The organism is Pseudomonas donghuensis (genome assembly GCF_000696345.2).
GTDB classification, from domain to species: domain Bacteria; phylum Pseudomonadota; class Gammaproteobacteria; order Pseudomonadales; family Pseudomonadaceae; genus Aquipseudomonas; species Aquipseudomonas donghuensis.
On the sequence record NZ_CP071706.1, the window covers coordinates 3,130,287 to 3,148,242 of the forward strand.

The 17,956-nt window shown below is 63.5% G+C and carries 18 protein-coding genes; 10 read left to right on the plus strand and 8 right to left on the minus strand.

Going from position 1 to position 17,956, the window contains the following annotated elements:
• The first annotated feature begins 6 nt into the window (after positions 1-6).
• The 3 genes from BV82_RS14715 to BV82_RS14725 are packed head-to-tail and all read left to right on the plus strand — an operon-like array spanning position 7 to position 4,174.
• The gene (locus BV82_RS14715) at positions 7-966 is read left to right on the plus strand and encodes a cytochrome-c peroxidase (RefSeq protein ID WP_036997149.1); all 960 of its coding nucleotides are present in this window, start codon (positions 7-9) and stop codon (positions 964-966) included.
• Positions 963-2,804, plus strand: a complete 1,842-nt coding sequence (locus BV82_RS14720) for a DAHL domain-containing protein (protein WP_036997148.1) — start codon at positions 963-965, stop codon at positions 2,802-2,804. Before BV82_RS14715 ends, BV82_RS14720 begins: the two co-directional genes overlap by 4 nt.
• A complete protein-coding gene (locus BV82_RS14725) occupies positions 2,771-4,174 on the plus strand; it encodes an ATP-binding protein (protein ID WP_036997147.1) in 1,404 nt (467 codons plus the stop codon). Before BV82_RS14720 ends, BV82_RS14725 begins: the two co-directional genes overlap by 34 nt.
• 635 nt (positions 4,175-4,809) lie before the next feature.
• Here the strand turns inward: BV82_RS14725 and BV82_RS14730 are convergent.
• The 3 genes from BV82_RS14730 to BV82_RS14740 all read right to left on the minus strand — a co-directional run bounded on the left by BV82_RS14730 (position 4,810) and on the right by BV82_RS14740 (position 6,841).
• Positions 4,810-5,769, minus strand: a complete 960-nt coding sequence (locus BV82_RS14730; protein ID WP_010227121.1) for an HlyD family secretion protein — start codon at positions 5,767-5,769, stop codon at positions 4,810-4,812.
• A gap of 3 nt (positions 5,770-5,772) precedes the next feature.
• Positions 5,773-6,123 (minus strand): DUF3302 domain-containing protein, encoded by a 351-nt coding sequence (locus BV82_RS14735; protein WP_010227119.1) that lies wholly within the window; start codon positions 6,121-6,123, stop codon positions 5,773-5,775.
• Between the two features lie 202 nt (positions 6,124-6,325).
• On the minus strand, positions 6,326-6,841 hold the full coding sequence (locus BV82_RS14740; protein WP_010227117.1) for a DUF4142 domain-containing protein: 516 nt from the start codon (positions 6,839-6,841) through the stop codon (positions 6,326-6,328).
• 149 nt (positions 6,842-6,990) lie between these two features.
• Between BV82_RS14740 and BV82_RS14745 the strand changes: the two genes are divergently transcribed.
• From BV82_RS14745 to BV82_RS14775, 7 genes are all read left to right on the plus strand, one after another.
• On the plus strand, positions 6,991-7,149 hold the full coding sequence (locus tag BV82_RS14745) for a hypothetical protein (protein ID WP_158491196.1): 159 nt from the start codon (positions 6,991-6,993) through the stop codon (positions 7,147-7,149).
• A gap of 85 nt (positions 7,150-7,234) precedes the next feature.
• Complete coding sequence (locus BV82_RS14750; RefSeq protein WP_010227115.1) at positions 7,235-7,834, plus strand: paraquat-inducible protein A; 600 nt, start codon at positions 7,235-7,237, stop codon at positions 7,832-7,834.
• The gene (locus BV82_RS14755; RefSeq protein ID WP_010227113.1) at positions 7,831-8,457 is read left to right on the plus strand and encodes a paraquat-inducible protein A; all 627 of its coding nucleotides are present in this window, start codon (positions 7,831-7,833) and stop codon (positions 8,455-8,457) included. The genes BV82_RS14750 and BV82_RS14755 overlap by 4 nt, the downstream gene beginning before the upstream one ends.
• Positions 8,450-10,102 carry a PqiB family protein gene (locus BV82_RS14760; protein ID WP_010227111.1) on the plus strand — a complete coding sequence of 551 codons (1,653 nt, stop codon included), beginning with the start codon at positions 8,450-8,452 and terminating at the stop codon, positions 10,100-10,102. The genes BV82_RS14755 and BV82_RS14760 overlap by 8 nt, the downstream gene beginning before the upstream one ends.
• Positions 10,103-10,118: 16 nt before the next feature.
• Entirely contained in the window at positions 10,119-10,658 is a 540-nt protein-coding gene (locus tag BV82_RS14765) for a PqiC family protein (protein WP_036997145.1), read from the plus strand.
• A 30-nt stretch (positions 10,659-10,688) separates the two neighbouring features.
• Positions 10,689-11,825, plus strand: coding sequence for an AI-2E family transporter (locus tag BV82_RS14770; RefSeq protein ID WP_036997143.1), 1,137 nt, complete (start codon positions 10,689-10,691; stop codon positions 11,823-11,825).
• A gap of 45 nt (positions 11,826-11,870) precedes the next feature.
• Positions 11,871-12,767, plus strand: a complete 897-nt coding sequence (locus BV82_RS14775) for a universal stress protein (protein WP_010227106.1) — start codon at positions 11,871-11,873, stop codon at positions 12,765-12,767.
• A gap of 3 nt (positions 12,768-12,770) precedes the next feature.
• Here the strand turns inward: BV82_RS14775 and BV82_RS14780 are convergent, their stop codons facing one another.
• From BV82_RS14780 to BV82_RS14800, 5 genes are all read right to left on the minus strand, one after another.
• The gene (locus BV82_RS14780; RefSeq protein WP_036997141.1) at positions 12,771-13,526 is read right to left on the minus strand and encodes a phytanoyl-CoA dioxygenase family protein; all 756 of its coding nucleotides are present in this window, start codon (positions 13,524-13,526) and stop codon (positions 12,771-12,773) included.
• A gap of 23 nt (positions 13,527-13,549) precedes the next feature.
• Positions 13,550-14,371 (minus strand): LuxR family transcriptional regulator, encoded by an 822-nt coding sequence (locus BV82_RS14785; protein WP_036997140.1) that lies wholly within the window; start codon positions 14,369-14,371, stop codon positions 13,550-13,552.
• 134 nt (positions 14,372-14,505) lie between these two features.
• Complete coding sequence (locus tag BV82_RS14790; RefSeq protein WP_010227103.1) at positions 14,506-15,924, minus strand: aminotransferase; 1,419 nt, start codon at positions 15,922-15,924, stop codon at positions 14,506-14,508.
• A gap of 31 nt (positions 15,925-15,955) precedes the next feature.
• Positions 15,956-17,059 (minus strand): polyamine ABC transporter substrate-binding protein, encoded by a 1,104-nt coding sequence (locus tag BV82_RS14795; protein ID WP_036997128.1) that lies wholly within the window; start codon positions 17,057-17,059, stop codon positions 15,956-15,958.
• Positions 17,060-17,227: 168 nt separating this feature from the next.
• On the minus strand, positions 17,228-17,929 hold the full coding sequence (locus BV82_RS14800; protein WP_036997127.1) for an NAD(P)H-dependent oxidoreductase: 702 nt from the start codon (positions 17,927-17,929) through the stop codon (positions 17,228-17,230).
• Between the last annotated feature and the right edge of the window lie 27 nt (positions 17,930-17,956).

Sequence of the window (17,956 nt, forward strand, 5' to 3'; positions counted from 1 at the left end):
ACATGGATGGCACACTTGCTCCCCTTGCTGGTATTGGCAACAACCCTTGGCAGCAGCGCCACGAGCCTGGCACAAAGCGTTGGCGGCCCACTCATGCCACTGCCGGTGCTACCGCAGGTGGCCGCCGAACGAGTCGAGTTGGGTCGCAAGCTGTTCTTCGATCCCCGTTTGTCGAGCAACAACGACTTGTCCTGCGCCAGTTGCCATCAACTCGACCACGGCGGCGCCGACCGTTTGCCGCACTCGCTCGGCGTCGATGGCAAACCCTTGCCGGTCAACACGCCCAGCGTGTTCAACGCCGCGCTGAATTTTCGCCAGTTCTGGGATGGCCGCGCGCAAACCCTGGAGCAGCAAGCGCACCTGGTGGTGCAAAGCCCGACTGAAATGGGCAGCGACTGGACGACAGTGGTGCAACGCATTGCCGCCGACCCGCAGTACCGCAGCAGCTTTGCCCAGGCCTACAGCGATGGCGTCAGCGAGCACAGCATCCAGAATGCCCTGGCCACCTTCCAGCGCACCTTGCTGACCCCCGGCTCGCGCTTCGACCGCTACCTGCAAGGCAACACCGAGATCCTCACAACCGAAGAAAAACACGGTTATCAGCGCTTTCAGGAGTACGGCTGCATCGCCTGCCACCAAGGGGTGAACATCGGCGGCAACATGTTCCAGAAGTTCGGTGTGCTGGGTGACTACTTCAAAGACCGCGGCAACCCGACCGAGGCAGACCTGGGCCGTTACAACGTCACTGGCGAGGAGGACGACCGGCATGTGTTCAAAGTGCCCAGCCTGCGCAATGTCGCGGTCACCGCACCGTACTTTCATGACGGCTCGGCGGCGACCCTGGAAGCGGCAGTCGATGTCATGTTCCGCTACCAGCTCGGGCGCACGCCAAGCGCCGAAGACAAGGCGCTGATTGTCCAGTTCCTCAAGACCCTGACCGGTGAATGGGAGGGCAAGCCATTATGAAACTGACCCACCGACGCGGTTTGCTCCTGCTGGGCGTCAGTGCGGCGCTGCTGGCCTCGGTCCTGGTGTACCTGTACTTCATGTCCAAGGCCGACGAAACACAAAACTACGCCCAGGCGCGCGACCTTGTCCGGCAGATCAAACAGTACAACTCCCAATGGGAAAACGAGATCCTCAAGGCGCGCATCACCATCAGCCACAACTATGATCCGCTGGTGTCGCCGCTGGTGGAGATGACGCGCTTGTGGCAAGCGTTCGAGACCGCAGAGGCCCTGCATGGCCAAAGCGACACACCCGCCTGGCGCACGGCCCATGCCGATTACCGGGATGCGCTGGCGCAGAAGTCCCGGCTGGTGGAGCAGTTCAAGTCGCATAACGCCGTGCTGCGCAATTCCCTGGCCTTCTTGCCGACCGCCGAAGATGGTATCCAGGCCCAGCTGGGGCAGCTTGCCGATGCCGACAAACTGCGCCTGCACAACATCGCCACCGACACCTACGACCTGATGCTCAGCAGCCTCGAATTCGCCCAGATGACCACCGACGACAAGGCCGCCGACATACTGGTCGGGCTGAACAAGCTGGCCATCAACAAAGACCGCCTGCCCATCGAGTTCCACGCCCCCATCGATACCCTCAGCAACCACATCGCCTTGATCCTTCGCGAGCAACCCAGGGTCAACCAGTTGCTTGAGCAGATCGAGGCGGTGCCGGTGGCGGTACGCCTGGACGACATCACCTTGATGCTCGATCGCGACGAGCGCGCCGTGGCCCTGGTCGACCAGCAGTACCATTTCTACCTGCTGGTGTTCTCCACCCTGCTGGTCCTGCTGCTGATCTACATGGCCATACGCCTGATGCGCAGCTTTAGCGAGATCAACCGGGTCAACCGCGCCCTGCTCAGTGCCAACGACGAGCTTGAGCAACGGGTCGAGGAGCGCACCCGCCAGCTCAAGGACACCCAGAGCGAACTGCTCGATACCGCACGCCAGGCCGGCATGGCGGAAATCGCCACCAACGTTCTGCATAACGTCGGCAACGTGCTTAACAGCGTGAATATTTCCGCCGACCTGGTGACCCGAAAGCTGCGCACCAGCAAGGCCCTGGGCCTGGGTAAGGCCATGCAGCTGATCAATGAGCACCCCGACGACCTGGGGCGTTTCCTCAGTGAAGACGCCAAAGGCAAAATGCTCCCTGGCTACCTCAACCAGCTGGTCGAGGCGATCAGCCTTGAACAGAAGGAAATGGCCGACGAGCTGACCCAGTTGAGCAAGAGCGTCGATCACATCAAGGACATCGTCGCCACCCAGCAATCCTATGCCGGGGCCAGCACGTTGCTGGAGCCGCTGGAGGTCAGCACATTGCTCGAAGACGCCCTGCGCATGAACGCCGGCGCCCTCACCCGCCACCACGTCACGGTGCTCAAGGAATACGACGAGGTGCCGCGGATCATGGGGGACAAACACCGCCTGCTGCTGATTCTGATCAACCTGATCAGCAACGCCAAGTACGCCATGTCGGACGTGTGCAACCACGCCCGCAACATGACCCTGGGGGTAAAACGGCTCGATGACGACACGCTGCAGATCAGCGTCACCGACGAAGGCGAAGGCATCGCCCCGGAAAACATCACGCGGATCTTTGCCCACGGTTTTACCACCCGTAAGGAAGGCCACGGCTTCGGCTTGCACAGCTGCGCCCTGGCCGCGGTGGAAATGAACGGCCATCTGCTTGCCTACAGCGACGGGCCTGGCAAGGGTGCGCGCTTCGTCCTGCAAATCCCGTTGATAATCGCCGAAGGTGAATCATGTCCGAGCCCTGCAACCGGCGCATCCTGCTGATCGATGACACGCCGGCTATCCATGACGATTTTCGCAAGATCCTGGCGCCACAATCCGCCGTCAACGCCGACCTCGATGCCCTGGAAAGCGCCCTGTTCGGCGAAACGCCCAAGGCCGCCGCCACCGTGTTCGAACTCGATTCGGCCTACGGCGGCGAGGAAGGCCTGGGCAAACTGCTCGAGGCAGCGAGCCGTCAGCGCCCCTACGCCCTGGCCTTCGTCGACATGCGCATGCCCGATGGCTGGGATGGCGCGCAGACCATTGAAGCGCTGTGGCAGCACGACCCGTTGCTGCAGGTGGTGGTGTGCACGGCCTACTCGGACTATTCCTGGGATGAACTGCTCGACCGTCTGAACGGCCATGACCGCCTGCTGATCCTGAAGAAGCCGTTCGACAACATCGAAGTCTTGCAGATGGCCAACACCCTCACCACCAAATGGGAAATGACCGCCCGTGCCCAGTTGCAGATGAACGAACTGGAACAGCGCGTCGAGCAGCGCACCCTGGCCCTGACCCAGGCCAGCGCCGCCCTGCAGCGCGAGATCGACGAGCGCAAGCTGCTGGAAAGCCAGCTGGTGCAATCGGAAAAGCTCGCGTCGCTGGGCCAGTTGGCTGCAGGAGTCGCCCATGAGGTCAACAACCCGATCGGCTTCGTCTCGTCCAATCTAGGTGCACTGGACGAGTATTTCAGCCGCTTGCAGGGCATGCTCAAGGCCTACCGCGAGGCGGAAACGGCCATCGACCCGACAACACTCAGCGCGGACCTGGCAGAACTGCGCACCGAGATCGAACTGGACTACATCCTCGATGACATCCCGCTGCTGATCCGCGAGTCCAAGGACGGTATCAGCCGAGTCGGACGAATCGTCAAAGACCTCAAGGACTTCTCCAGGGTGGACTCGAACCATGACTGGCAATGGGCCAATCTGCAGCAGGGGATCGACTCGACCCTGAACATCGTTGCCAGCGAATTGAAGTACAAGGCCGATGTGATCAAAGACTATGGGGTAATGCCGGAGGTCGAGTGCCTGCCCTCGCAAATCAACCAGGTGATCATGAACCTGGTGGTCAACGCCGCCCAGGCCATAGGCCCGGAGCGCGGCACCATCACCTTGCGTACCGGCTGCGATGGCGAGCAGGTGTGGATCGAAGTGGCCGACACCGGCAGTGGCATTGCCGCCGACAGCCTGCAAAAGATCTTCGACCCTTTCTACACCACCAAACCTGTGGGCCAGGGGACGGGGCTGGGCCTGTCGTTGTCGTACGGGATCATCAAGCGCCATCGAGGGGAAATCCGCGTGCACAGCGAACTCGGTGCCGGCACTACATTCAGGATCGAGCTGCCAATACGTCAGGCGCGGGCGGCCTAGTTCTGCAGCACTGGCCTCATCGCGGGTCAAGCCCGCTCCTACGGTGGATCTGTGTACGCCGGACTTGTGGGCGCTGGCCTTGCCCGCGATCGAGCGCCAAGCGGTCGTAATCCAGACACCACCTGATGTGCTGGCTGTACCGGCCTCATCGCCGGCAAGGCCAGCTCCCACAGAGGTCGCAATCCAGACGCCATCTGATGTGCTGGCTGTACTGGCCCCATCGCTGGCAAGCCAGCTCCCACAGTGGATCTGTGTACGCCGGACTTGTGGGAGCTGGCCTTGCCAGCGATCGAGCGCGCAGCGGTCGTAATCCAGACGCCACCTGATGTGCTGGCTGTACTGGCCCCATCGCTGGCAAGCCAGCTCCCACAGTGGATCTGCGTACGCCGGACTTGTGGGCGCTGGCCTTGCCAGCGATCGAGCGCGCAGCGGTCGTAATCCAGACGCCACCTGATGTGCTGGCTGTACTGGCCCCATCGCTGGCAAGCCAGCTCCCACAGTGGATCTGCGTACGCCGGACTTGTGGGCGCTGGCCTTGCCAGCGATCGAGCGCGCAGCGGTCGTAATCCAGACGCCACCTGATGTGCTGGCTGTACCGGCCTCATAGCGCCCACAGGTCGCACATTTGCACGCCGTCAATGAAACGGGAAGATGTAGTTCATCCATGCCGCCATGCGCAGGAGAATCTTGCGCATCGTGGCAATATGCGGAAAGTGCTTGCTGTACAGCGCCGCCTGGCCATAGGCACCGCCCGGCATCTGCTTGGCGTACTGGGCAAACGCCGGATCGTCGATCTCGATGATCACCGGCACGCGCCCGGGCGGGGGCGAACCGGTGTAGCTGACCAGGTTGCCGGAGGGCTGCACCTGACCTTCGCCAATCACCGCGATGACATTCTTGACCCTGCCGCGAAAGACCTTGCCCGGAATGCCGTCGAAGGCCACTTCCGCTTCATCGCCCGGCACCAGGCGCAACAAGCTGTTCTGGCGCATCCAGGCGGCGAAGTATTGGCCTTCGTCAGGGATGAACACCATTGACGGGCGCAGCGGCAAGGCACTGGCCATCATCCCCGCACGCAGCGATACATGGGTGACATAGCCCTTGCTCGGCGCCCGCACCACGGTGCTGTCGAGTTCGAACTGGGCGTTGTCCAGTTGCGCCTGCAGGTCGTCGACCCGGGCGATGGCCGCTTCCTGCTCGCGGCGAGTGCCGAAGTTGCGCTTGATCAGCTCGTTGATGCGGTACAGGTCGCCCCTGGCGGCGATGATCTGTGCCTTGAGCGAGCGCACACGGTGCTCGAACGGCGTCGGATCAATGCGAAACAACACATCGCCCTTCTCCAGCGGTTGGTTGCCTTTGACCGGCACCTCGATCACCTGGCCGGTCACCACCGGGATCACCGGCACCGAGACGAAATACGACCGCGCCACCTCCGAATACGGGTGGTTGTAGTTCATGGTGAAGATCAGGGCGCCAATCATGACGATGCCGCCGAGCACCGCAGTGGGCACCGTCCATTTGTTCAGCGGGATGCGAAACAGCTTGAAAATCGCCACACAGATTGCGGCGTAGGTGAGGATCAGCAACAGGTCCATGGCTCAGATGCCTTCGCCGGCATCGACAGTGGCGGATGTTCCCTCGAGGCGGTCGATGCGCTGCTGCAGCTCGACCACCTGTTGCTCCAGGCGCAGCACATGGCTTTGCGGCGACTTGCCGTCGCCAAACCCCCAGCCGCGATCTTCGCGATAGAGCATCGCCCAGATCCACAGGAATGGCCACAGCGCATGCAGGGTGAACAGGCTGACCCAGCCAGTGGCGTGGATCGCGTCCTGGTGCGGGTGGTTGCGGTGCACGGCGATTTCATAAGGGATGTCGTGCAACACAATGATCCCGTAGAACAGCACCAGGCCGACAAAAATCAACAAACCCAAGGCGAAGTAATCAAGCATGATTGCTTACCAGCGCAGCGCTGTGAGAAGTGGCTTGAGTGTAGTTCACCCAACGCCTTGGCAACCGGCAGGTCACCCATACCGTTGGTCGTGCCACAGGGTCGGGGCGCGGCTCAAGGCCAACGACTCACGCAAGTGCCGCAACGGCCATAGCAAGGCGGCGAAGACCGTCGTTGCGGCGACGGTCTTCGTGGCTTTCAGATCAAGGCTTGGCTTCATCCCCGCCGTGCGCAGCGGCCAGTGCCCGGGCTTTTTCCAGATGGGCCTGCAGGGTCGGCAGGGCCTGGGTGGCGAAGGCCTTGAGTTCAGCGTCCTTACCGTCCTTGGCGTAATCCTGGAACAGTTCGATGGCCGCTTCGTGGGCCTTGACCTGGTTGTTGGCATAGGCCTGGTCAAAGGACTTGGCGCCGCGCAGCTCGAGGATCATGGCCTTGGCCTTGTCGATCAGGTCGGCATCGGTGGAGACCTTTATGTCCTTGCTGGTGGCCAGCACCTTGAGCTTCTGGTTGGCCGCTCGATGATCCTTGACCATCATGTCGGCGAACGCCTTGACGTCACTGCTGGTGCCTTTCTCCTGGGCCAGCTTGCCCGCTTCGACCTCGGCCACGCCCTTGGCCGAGGCGTCTTCGACAAAGTCGTCGGCATCCTGGGCGGCATGGACGGCGCCGACAAGACTGAAGGCCAGTGCAAAGGCCCCGGTGCGCAAAAGTGTGCTCATCATGAAAATCCTCGTCTGGGAGTGGTGCTTGGTGGTTTTTTGTGACCACTATCTGTTCTGAACCGCAGACAACGACAGAGGTTCCGGTTTTTCCAATGGAACTCACAAGTGCCGGTGGCTGCGTCCTGGACATTGAGCGACCGAACCCTATGAAGCCTGGCAAAGCGCACTTGCACGTCGGTATCTCAGGCTGGCGCTATGTCCCCGACAAGGCGCGGTTCGATGAGTTTCTCGCCCAACTGCCGCGCGCCGCTGCCCAGGCGTTGAAACTGGCGCACCTGCCCGCTTCACCACGCCAGCACCTGTAGGGAGCCTGCGGGGGAAAAAATCCGCAGCCCCGCGCCAGCGCCGACTATATTGACCTAGTCCCCGCCCGCAGCCAGAGCGCGCGCCATGCTGGATACCCATCAGCTGATCATCTGCGAACATTGCGACTGCGTGTACCAGAAGGCCAGCCTCGGCAAGCACCAGAAAGCCCTGTGTCAGTGCTGCGGCGCCGTGCTGCAGCGCTATAACGGCCTGAGCGTGCAGCAACGCCTGGCCCTGAGCGTCACTGCGCTGATCCTCTGGGTGTTCGCCAACTTCTACCCGATCATGAGCATCAGCCTCAAAGGCCTGCACAACAGCGCTACCCTGTGGGATTCGGTCAAGGCCCTGGCCACCGGGCCCATCACCTTCATCGCCCTGGTGGCGGCGATCTCGATCATCATCGCCCCGGTGTTCCAGTTGCTGTTGTTGATCTGGGTGCTCGGCTTTGCCCTGGCCGGCGGCCGCGCCCCAGGCTTCAGCCTGTGCATGCGCTGGCTGGAAACCCTGCGCCCGTGGAGCATGCTCGAGGTGTGCCTGCTCGGCGCCATGGTCGCGGTGTTCAAGCTGGCCGGCATGCTCGATGTGCTGCCGGGCATCGGCCTGCTGGCCCTGGCGGCCCTGAGCCTGCTGATATTGCGCATCGCCGGGCGCGATATCCGTGAACTCTGGGACCTGCTGCCATGAACCGCCCGCCACGCGCCGCCGAGCTCAACCTGGTGCTCTGCCACGCCTGCGGCATGGCCTGCGACAACAGCAACCAGCCGCACGAGTGCGAGCGCTGCGGTGCGCCGCTGCATGCGCACAAGCCCGATTCCCTGGCCCGTACCTGGGCCTACCTGATCGCCTCGCTGGTGCTCTACATCCCCGCCAACCTGCTGCCGGTGATGAACACCACGTTGTTCGGCAGCGGCGCCGACAGCACCATCATGAGCGGCGTCATGGAGTTCTGGGAGCACGGTGCCTGGGACATCGCCCTGATCATTTTCATTGCCAGCATCGCCGTGCCGGCGACCAAGTTCGTCGCCCTGGCCCTGCTGCTGATCACCGTGCAGCGCCAGAGCACCTGGGCGCAGACGCAACGGGCACGTCTGTACCGCTTCGTCGAGCTGATCGGCTACTGGTCGATGCTCGATGTGCTGGTGGTCGCCCTGGTGGCGGCGCTGGTCAAGTTCCAGGCCCTGGGCGACATCGCGCCACGCCCGGGCATTCTGTTTTTCGGCATGGTCGTGGTGCTGACCATGCTGGCGGCAATGAGTTTCGACCCTAGACTGATCTGGCAGCGCGACAAGGAGCAGGCCGATGACTGATACCCGCCAAGACAGCCCACAACCCGGCCAACCCGCGGTCAAGACCCGCCGTTTCAGCATCTCGCTGGTGTGGATCGTGCCGCTGGTGGCCGTGCTGGTGGGGTTGTCGCTGGTGGTGCACAACGTCATGCAGCAAGGCCCGACCATTGAGATCACCTTCAAGACCGGCCAGGGCCTGGAAGCCAACAAAACCGCGGTCAAGTACCGCAACGTGGTGATCGGCCAGGTCACCGCCGTGGAGCTGAGCAAGGACCAGAAGAACGTCACCGCCACGGTCAAGCTGGTCAAGCAGGCCGAAAACTTCACCCGTGAAGACGCCAAGTTCTGGGTGGTGCGCGCGCGCATCGGCGCCGGCGGCGTGTCGGGTATCGATACCTTGTTGTCCGGTGACTTCATCGGCGCTGACTCCGGCGAATCGAACACCCGCGCCAAGGCCTTCATCGGCCTCGAATCGCCACCGCCGATCACCTATGGCGAACCGGGCAAGCGCTTTTTCCTGCATGCCAGCGACCTTGGCTCGCTGGGCGTCGGCTCGCCGGTGTACTACCGCAAGATTCCGGTCGGCCAGGTAGTGGCCTACAGCCTCGACGAGAACGGCAAAGGGGTCAGTATCGAGGTGTTCATCAACGCGCCCAACGATGCCTTCGTCACCGACAACACCCGGTTCTGGAACGCCAGCGGTGTCGATGTCGAAGTCGGCGCCAACGGCTTTGCCTTTCGCACCGAGTCGCTGTCGTCGGTGATCGTCGGCGGTATCGCCTTTCGCGCCCCGGACTACAGCCCCGACGATCAGGTGGCCGCCGAAGACCGCCAGTTCGAGCTGTTCGACGACCGCGCCCGGGCGCTCGCCCCGCCCCATGGCAAGGCACAGTACCTGAGCCTGCGCTTCGACCAGGCCCTGCGCGGCCTCAAGGTCGGTGCCCCGGTGGAATTCCTCGGGGTGGAAATCGGCTCGGTGGTTTCGGTGAACCTCGACTTCGACGTCGAAAAGCGCACCTTCCCGGTCAATGTCGGTATCGTCATCTACCCGCAACGCCTGGGCCGGGCCCACACCAAGCTGCTCAAGGCACTGAACCACGACCCCGACGACGAAAAGGCCGCCGCGCAATTGCTCGGCTCTTTCGTCGACAACGGCCTGCGCGCCCAGGCCCGCAGCGGCAACCTGCTCACCGGGCAGCTGTACATCGCCCTGGATTTCGACCCCAAGGCGCCCAAGGTGGTGTTCGACCCCACAGCCCGGCCGATTACCATCCCCACCGTACCGGGTAGCCTGGAGCAACTGCAGGAGCAGTTCCAGGCCATGGTCGAAAAGCTCAACCGCCTGCCGCTCGAGCGCATCGCCAACAACCTCGACGCCAACCTGGTGGAATTGCGCAAAAGCTTGCAGCAGTTCAACAGCCGCACCTTGCCGGGCGTCCAGGGCACCTTGCAGGAAGTCAGCAAGACCCTGCAGTCGGCCAACTCGACCCTGGCCGAGGACTCGCCGCAGCGCGAGCAACTGACCCAGACCCTCGACGAGCTGGGGCGCATGTCGCGCTCGCTGCGCGAGTTGGCCGATTACCTGGGACGCAACCCTGAATCGCTGCTGCGTGGCCGGCCCAAGGATGCACCCGCTGACTCGCTGAAACCTTCGTCGCGCAATTGACCGCAGGAGCACACCTATGGCGCATGCCTCCCCGTTTGCAGTGTTGAGCCTGGCGGTGTTGCTGGCCGCCTGCCGCAGCGACCCGATCCACTACCACACGCTGATCCCGCAGCAACCGGTGCCAGCCAGCAGCGTCGATATCCAGCTGGAGCAGGTCAGCGTGCCGCCCCAGGTCGATCGGCCACAGGTAGTGATTCGCCAGGGCAACAGCGGCCTGGCGATCCTCGAGACCGAATGGTGGGGCGCAAGCCTCGCCGACGAGTTGCGCAATGCCCTGGTCAACCAGTTCGTCAGCAGCACTGCCCAACCGCGCCAGGGCTTGCGCGTGGAGGTCCAGCGCTTTGACTCGGTGCCGGGGCAATACGCCCTGTTCGATGCCCGCTGGCGCTTGCGTGCCGGCAACGCGGTGCTGAACTGCCGCAGCGTGATCCAGACCCCGGCCGGCACCAGCATCGACGATCTGGTGCTGGCCCACCAACAGAACCTCAAACGCTTCACCGAGCTGGTCAGCCAGGCTGCCAGCGGCGGCGCCAGCCGTTGCCCGGCGCTGCGCTGAAGACCGGACTGCCTGCCCGAGGACACGCTGATGGCCAACAATCACCCACTCCACCTGGGCACTGCCCGGGAACTGCTCGATGTATTGATCCGCGCCGGGCTGATCGCCGCCCTGGTGATGTTCTGCTTCGAGATCTTCCGACCGTTTCTCAGCCTGATGCTCTGGGCGGTGATCCTGGCGATCACCCTCTACCCCCTCAACCAGCGCCTGGGCGGCTGGCTTGGCGGGCGCCCGGGCTGGGCGGCGGTGGTGCTGGTGATCATTGGCCTGGCCTGCCTGATCGGGCCGTTGAGCCTGCTCGGTACTTCGGTGGCCGACACTGTGCAGCAGGGCATCCATGGTTTCGAAGACCAACACATCGAAATCCCGCCGCCGCCCGACAACGTGCGCGACTGGCCGCTGATCGGCGCGCCGCTGTACGGTATCTGGGCCCATGCCAGCAGCGACCTGAGCTGGGCGCTGTCGCAGGTGGCCCCACACCTCAAGGGCGTAAGCAAGACCTTGCTGACCCAATTGGCCGGAATCGGCTCGGGCATCCTGGTGTTCGTGGTTGCCCTGGTGGTGGCCGGGGTCATCATGGCCAAGGGCGACAATGGCCAGCGCACGGCCGTGGCCATCGCCAAGCGCATTTCCGGGCCGCAGCGCGGCGAGCAACTGGCCGCGCTGTGCACCGCGACCATTCGCGCCGTGGCCCAGGGCGTGGTCGGCATCGCCTTTGTGCAGATGCTGCTGGTTGGCATCGGCCTGGTGGTCATGGGCGTACCCGCGGCCGGCGTGCTGGCCCTGCTGGTACTGCTGCTGGGCATCACCCAACTGCCGGTACTGCTGGTTACCTTGCCGGTGGTGATCTACGTGTTTGCCCATGACGGGGTTGGCGTCAGCACGGTGATCTTCGCCATCTGGACCTTGCTCGCCGGGCTGTGCGACAACGTCCTCAAACCGTTGCTGCTGGGCCGCGGGGTTGCCGTGCCGATGCCGGTGGTGCTGATCGGGGCGCTTGGCGGCATGCTGACCAACGGCATCATCGGCCTGTTCATCGGCCCGGTGGTGCTGGCCGTGGGCTACGAGCTGTTCATGAGCTGGGTGGCGCAGCCGCTGGCCGCCGACAGCCCGGCCGAGGAGCCTGCACTGGAGCCGCCAGGCGCTTCGGGCAGCACCATGGACTAGACTTCAAGCACGGGGGCTGGCAATACAACGCTACCGGAGGTGCCCATGAGCCAGTACCAACGCCTATTCTTGATGGTCGGCTGCGACCTGCGCCACACCCCGGCACTGGAACGTGCCGCCGCCCTGGCGCACGCCACGGGCGCCGCCTTGCATATCTGCGCCTTTATCGACGAGGTCGATACCCTGGGCCTGATGAGCGGCGACGAGCAGCACCTGGACAAGCTGATGCAGGACAACCGCCAGTGGCTGGCCGATGAAGCCACCTTACTGCATGAAAACGGCATCCGCGTCACCACCGACGTGATCCTGGCCCGGGACGTGCTGCAAGCGGTACTGACCCAGGTGGCCGAAATCGGCCCGGACCTGCTGATCAAGGATGTACACCACGAAGCCCTGCTCAAGCGCCTGGTGGTGGCGCCGCTGGACTGGCAACTGCTGCGCGAGTGCCCGTGCCCGGTGCACCTGGTCACCGACGTGCATTGCCCGCTGCCGCGCATCGTTGTCGCCGCTGTCGACCCGACCCACCCCGAACACCCGCACAGCGACCTCAATGAAAGCGTGATCCAGGCCGCAGCCGACCTGGCTCGCCAATGCAGCGCCGAGTTGCACCTGTTGCATGTGTGCGACAGCGCCCACACCCACATGGCCGACTTCGGTGCTGGCACCGTGACCATGCCGGGCTTTGGCGATGATGTGCGCAAGTCGATTCACAAAGCCTTCGAGCGCTTGGCCGAGCGCCACGCGGTACCGGTTGAGCGCCAGCACTTTCTGTCGGCGCCTATTACTCGCAGCATCGCCGAGTTCGTCAGCCACAGCCGCGCCGACGTGCTGGTGATGGGCAACCACCCGCGCAAGCTGCTCGAACGCCTGACCGGCAGCACCACCGAGCACGTGCTGGAACAGCGCTTGTGCAACGTGCTGGCGATCCGCGGCGCGGCTTGAGCTTCAGTCGTACTCGGCTTCGGCGTGGTCGCCGAGCAAGCGGCGCTGGCGCGGCGTGGCGGCGGCCAGCACCGCCGGGTTGAACTGAAAGTGCAGGTAGGGCGAAAATTTTTGCGCGACCATGCGTCGGCCGTAGTGCACCTGCAACATGTAACGGCTGCGCTCTGCGCTGCGGTTGTCGCTACCGGCGTGCCACAGCTCGCTGCGAAACACCAGGGCGTCGCCGGCCTGGCACAGCACCGGCTGCGGGGGACGGCCCTGCCAGCTGTGCTCATCCTTGCGTGGCGCGCGCCCTGCCCTGTGGCTCCCGGCAATCACCCGGGTCGGGCACAGGTCGGCGTCGATGTCATCCAGGTACAACTGCACGGTGCAGATCTGCATCGGCAGCTCAAAGGCCGGGTCGGCCATCAGCGCCGGGGCGGCCTCCATCATCAGGTAGTCCAGGTGCAACGGCATGCCCTGGTAACCCGGATGGCAGCGCCAGGCGGTCTGGCCGATGATATGGCAATCCTCACCCAACGCCGCCTCGGCCAGTTCGATCACCCCGGGCAGATCGAGGAACGCCAGCCACAGCGGGTCGCGGTTGAACACACACTTGTAGTGCTCGATCAGGCCGCCGCTGTAATCCCAGTGAAACGCTTTGAGCCGGTCGATGGCGTGACGCAGCAGGTTGACCTGCGCGCTGTCGAGCACGCCCGGCAACACCACGAAGCCGTCGCGGCTCAAGGCCTGCAGGTGCTGCGCGGTAGTGCGGTTCATCAGGGCCTCCACAAGGCCGAGGGTCAGCCTTGGCGCAACCAGTCGATAAAGCGCGCAAACAGCTCGGACTGGGAGTTTATCTCCAGTTTAAGGTAGAGGTTCTTGCGGTGCATGCGCACGGTTTCCGGGGAGATGCCCATTTCGCCGGCGGTGGACTTCACCGAGTGACCGCGCAGGATCATCTGCGCCACTTCGCGCTCGCGCTCGGTCAGCACCTGGCAGCCAAAGCTGTCGAAGGCCGCCTGGACGCTGCCCTGGCTATCCGCTTCGCGGGTTTGCGCAAGGCCGTGCTGGGCGAAGCGGCTGATCAGTTCACGCACCATCGGCTCCACCGCCTGCAGCAGGTGCAGTTGCTCAACGCTCAGGGGGCTGGCGCCGTAGCCCTGGAACAGGCTCAGGGAGATCTTGCTGTGTGGGTCGATGTCGACGATGTAGTAGCTGTCTTCGGTGCAGCCCGTGCCCAGGTAGTAGGTCTTGTAGTAGTCACTGTCGAAGAAGTGGTCCGGGGCGATCTCCTGCAGGTGGTAAAAGCCTTGCGCCAGGCCCTTCTCCACCGCCAGGCAGAACGGGTCGAGCAGGTAACCGGCGGTGAAGTAGCGGTTGAGGATCGCATCGCGGTAACGCTCGGGGATGCCTTGCTGGTAGAGCAGCTGCGGCGGCTGGCCCTGGCGTTCGAGGCTGATCATCATCGACTCGACCGCCACCAACTGGCTCAGGGCGGCGGCGAGGGTTGCCAGGGCGTCCGTCTCGTGACTGCGGGCAAAGGCGTGCTGCAGCGCTGCATGCCATTGCTGCAGGGCAGAGAAAGACAGGCAGATCGGGGTGTCGGCGGTGGCTCGGCTCATGCCCGGCAGTCTAGGCTCCCACAGCGGGTTTGTGTAGCCGGACCTGTGGGAGCGGGCTCGACCCGCGATCGAGCGCGAAGCGGTCGTAGTCCAGCCAACACTTGATGCATTGAATGGACTAGCCTCATCGCGGGTCAAGCCCGCTCCCACAGGCCTTCACTGACCAGTTCTTCTGCCGTTTCGACAATGCACTGACGCAAGGTCTCAACGATCTCGTCCACCTGGGCATGGGTGATGATCAGCGGCGGCGACATCACGTTCAGGTGCATGATCGGCCGTACCAGCAAGCCCTTGGCCTGGGCCCGGCGGTGGATGCGCTCGCCGATGTTGACCTCATCGGCAAACAGCGCCTTGCTGCGCTTGTCGGCAACGAATTCGACACAGGCCATCAGCTTCATGCAGCGCACCTCGCCCACCAGCGGCAGCCCGGCCAGGCTCTGCAGGCGCTGCTCCAGGTAGCCGCCGACCTCATCGACATGGGCCAGCAGGTTCTCCCGCTCGATGATCTCGATGTTTTTCAACGCCGCGGTGCAGCACACAGGGTGGCCGCTGTAGGTAAAACCGTGGGTAAAGCAGCGGCCCTTGCCCGGCTCGGCGATGACCTTCCAGATGCGCTCGGAGAAGATGCACGCGCCCAGCGGCAAATAGGCCGAGGTCAGGCCCTTGGCGGTGGTGATGATGTCCGGCTGCACGCCGAACAGCGCCTGCGAGGCAAAAAACTTGCCCAGGCGGCCAAAGGACGTCACCACCTCGTCGGCAACGAAGAGGATGTCGTAGGACTGGCACACCTGCCACATGCGCAGGAAGTAGTCCTTGGGCGGGATGATCACCCCGCCCGAGCCCATGATCGGCTCGGCAAAGAACGCCGCGACGTTGTCGGCGCCCAAGGACAGGATCTTGTCTTCGAACTCGGCCACCAGAAAGTCGAGAAACGCCGCCTCGTCCATGCCATCCGGCGCCCGGTACGGGTTGGGGTTGGAGACGTGGTGGATCAACTCATGGCCATAGTCGAACTCGGGCACGCGGTCGGCGGCCTTGTTGCCGATCGACATGGTCAGGCAAGTGGAGCCGTGATAGGCGTTGTAGCGGGCGATCACGTGCTTTTTGTGCGGCTTGGCGCGGCAGTTCTGGTAGTACTGGATCAGCCGGTAGGCGGTATCGACCGCCGTCGAGCCGCCGGTGGTGAGGAACACGTGATCGAGATCGCCCGGAGCGAGGCTGGCGAGTTTTGCGCACAGTTCGATGGCGACGTTGTTGGCCATGTCCGAGAACGGGTTGGAATAGGCCAACTGGCGCACCTGGTCGGCGATGGCCAGGGCCATCTCTTCACGGCCCAGGCCGATGTTGGTGCACCACATGCCGCCGACGGCATCGAGCAAGCGCTGGCCATCGGTGTCGTAGATATAGGCGCCCTGGCCTTCGACGATGTTCAGCGCACCGTGTTCGGCGTGCTCATCGAACACGTGGTAACCGTGCATGTAGTGGGCTTTGTCGGCCGCCACCAGGCAATCATTGGCGGCGGGTGCTGAAAAGGTTTTGTTTGGGGTGGCCATGGCAGTGTCCTTGGCGAGGGGAAAATGGCAATCAGCTACCGGTCTTGACCGTGCTCCAGACCCGGGTAATGGCGCGCATGTCCTTGCCGCTCTGGGTCTTCTGCGCGAACAGGCGCTGGCGGGTGGCGGCGTCCGGGTAGATCGCCGGGTCGTCACGAATCTCGGCCTGCACCAGCGCCGTGGCGGCGGCGTTGCTGTTGGCGTAATGGATGTAGTTGGTGACCTTGGCGATGTTCTGCGGCTGCAGCAAAAACTCGATGAAGCGATGGGCGTTGGCCGCGTGCGGCGCGTCGCTGGGCAGGTACAAGTTGTCGAACCAGATCAGCGAGCCTTCCTGGGGGATGAAGAACGCCAGCTTGATGGGCTTGTTCGCCTCCTCTGCCCGCGCCTGTGCGGTGGCGTAGTCGCCGGACCAGGTCAGGGCCAGGCAGGTATCGCCATTGGGCAGGCTGGTCAGGTAATTGACCGAGTCGAATTTCTTGATGAATGGCCGCACGCCGAGCAGCAGCGCCTGGGCGGCTTCAAGGTCATCGGCTGTGGCGCTGTTGGGGTCGCGCCCCAGGTACTTGAGGGCCAGCGGGATCACTTCGCTGGGCGCGTCCATCAGGGTCACGCCGCAGTCGGCAAAGCGCGAGACAATCTTGGGGTCAAAGAGCATGGCCAGCGAACCGATGGGCGCGTCGGGCATGCGTGCCTTGATCTTGTCGACGTTGTAGGTCACCCCGGAACTGCCCCAGGTGTAGGGTGCCGAGTAGGCAAGGCCCGGGTCGTAGCCTTGCAGGTTGCTCACGACCTGCGGGTCGAGATTGCTCCAGCTTGGCAGCTGCGTTTTGTCCAGCGGCTGGAACACCTGCGCCTTGATCAGCGGCGGTACCAGGGAGGCGTTGAGTACCACCAGGTCGTAGCCCGAGCGCCCGGTCAGCAGTTTGGTCTGCACCGTTTCGTAGCCGTCGAAGGTGTCGTAGATCACCTTGATGCCGGTGGCTGTTTCAAAGTCGGCGAGGGTCGTTTCGCCGATGTAATCCGTCCAGTTGTACAGCCTGAGTGTGTTGGCCGCCTCTCCCTCGGCGGCGAGCGCCGCTGTTGCCAGGGGCGCGAGCAACAGACTGGAAATCACCTTCAGTGTCTTTCGCATAGCCACTCCGTCGTGTCACCAGGATCTGCTCGGTGTGAGCCGACGGGGTTACTATCGAGGGAGCCGGTAATGGGGACCATACCCCGAATGGGTAGGTGTCGTTTTTATCGCGGGGCAAGCCCGCTCCCACAGTACCTGTGGGAGCGGGCTTGCCCCGCGATGAGGCCCTCAAGCCAACGGATACAACGCCTCATCAAACTGCGCCAGGCGCGGAAACTCCAGCGGCTGGTCATCGGACAAATGCGCCAGGCGCTGCCGGTAGCTACGCAAGAAGTCCTTGCGCGCCTCATCGCTGATATATGGCACATGCCAGGCCACAAACGGCTCCAGCACCTCGAAGCCAACGTACGCCAGGGTGCCGCGCAAAATCGGCCGCAGCATGTCTTGCAGCGGCCCGTGAATCGCCCCGTCGCCAAACATGTGCTCGCGCCCGCCCAGGGTCACGGTCACCAGCGCCTTCTTGCCCACCAACCCGCCCTGGTCGTAAAAGCGTTTGCCGCCATAGCACACCCCCGAGACCAGCACCCGGTCGATCCAGCCCTTGAGCATGGCCGGTGCCGAGAACCAGAAGATCGGGAAGTTGAGCACCAGCAGGTCGGCCCACAACAGCTTGTCCAGCTCCTGCTGGATGTCGGCGGCAATCGATTGACTCTTGACCCCCAGGCGCTGCTCCAGGGCATACACCAGGTAATCGGGGTTCTCGCGGCTGACGAAGTCATCGGCGCTGGCCACCGGGTTCCAGTTCATCGCGTACAGGTCGCTGACCTGCACCTGATGGCCCTGGGCGGTGAAGGTTTCGATAGCCTGGTCACGCAAGGTGGCGGTAAAGGATTGCGGCTCGGGGTGAGCGTGAACGATCAGTACATTCATGGGGAGTCCTTAAACGGTGTGCACAGC

Excerpts from the sequence above, each read along its gene's own strand:
- BV82_RS14715 (WP_036997149.1), top strand. The coding sequence starts at position 7 with ATGGCACACTTGCTCCCCTTGCTGGTATTGGCAACAACCCTTGGCAGC.
- BV82_RS14720 (WP_036997148.1), top strand. The coding sequence starts at position 963 with ATGAAACTGACCCACCGACGCGGTTTGCTCCTGCTGGGCGTCAGTGCG.
- BV82_RS14725 (WP_036997147.1), top strand. The coding sequence starts at position 2,771 with ATGTCCGAGCCCTGCAACCGGCGCATCCTGCTGATCGATGACACGCCG.
- BV82_RS14730 (WP_010227121.1), bottom strand. The coding sequence starts at position 5,769 with ATGGACCTGTTGCTGATCCTCACCTACGCCGCAATCTGTGTGGCGATT.
- BV82_RS14735 (WP_010227119.1), bottom strand. The coding sequence starts at position 6,123 with ATGCTTGATTACTTCGCCTTGGGTTTGTTGATTTTTGTCGGCCTGGTG.
- BV82_RS14740 (WP_010227117.1), bottom strand. The coding sequence starts at position 6,841 with ATGAGCACACTTTTGCGCACCGGGGCCTTTGCACTGGCCTTCAGTCTT.
- BV82_RS14745 (WP_158491196.1), top strand. The coding sequence starts at position 6,991 with ATGAAGCCTGGCAAAGCGCACTTGCACGTCGGTATCTCAGGCTGGCGC.
- BV82_RS14750 (WP_010227115.1), top strand. The coding sequence starts at position 7,235 with ATGCTGGATACCCATCAGCTGATCATCTGCGAACATTGCGACTGCGTG.
- BV82_RS14755 (WP_010227113.1), top strand. The coding sequence starts at position 7,831 with ATGAACCGCCCGCCACGCGCCGCCGAGCTCAACCTGGTGCTCTGCCAC.
- BV82_RS14760 (WP_010227111.1), top strand. The coding sequence starts at position 8,450 with ATGACTGATACCCGCCAAGACAGCCCACAACCCGGCCAACCCGCGGTC.
- BV82_RS14765 (WP_036997145.1), top strand. The coding sequence starts at position 10,119 with ATGGCGCATGCCTCCCCGTTTGCAGTGTTGAGCCTGGCGGTGTTGCTG.
- BV82_RS14770 (WP_036997143.1), top strand. The coding sequence starts at position 10,689 with ATGGCCAACAATCACCCACTCCACCTGGGCACTGCCCGGGAACTGCTC.
- BV82_RS14775 (WP_010227106.1), top strand. The coding sequence starts at position 11,871 with ATGAGCCAGTACCAACGCCTATTCTTGATGGTCGGCTGCGACCTGCGC.
- BV82_RS14780 (WP_036997141.1), bottom strand. The coding sequence starts at position 13,526 with ATGAACCGCACTACCGCGCAGCACCTGCAGGCCTTGAGCCGCGACGGC.
- BV82_RS14785 (WP_036997140.1), bottom strand. The coding sequence starts at position 14,371 with ATGAGCCGAGCCACCGCCGACACCCCGATCTGCCTGTCTTTCTCTGCC.
- BV82_RS14790 (WP_010227103.1), bottom strand. The coding sequence starts at position 15,924 with ATGGCCACCCCAAACAAAACCTTTTCAGCACCCGCCGCCAATGATTGC.
- BV82_RS14795 (WP_036997128.1), bottom strand. The coding sequence starts at position 17,059 with ATGCGAAAGACACTGAAGGTGATTTCCAGTCTGTTGCTCGCGCCCCTG.
- BV82_RS14800 (WP_036997127.1), bottom strand. The coding sequence starts at position 17,929 with ATGAATGTACTGATCGTTCACGCTCACCCCGAGCCGCAATCCTTTACC.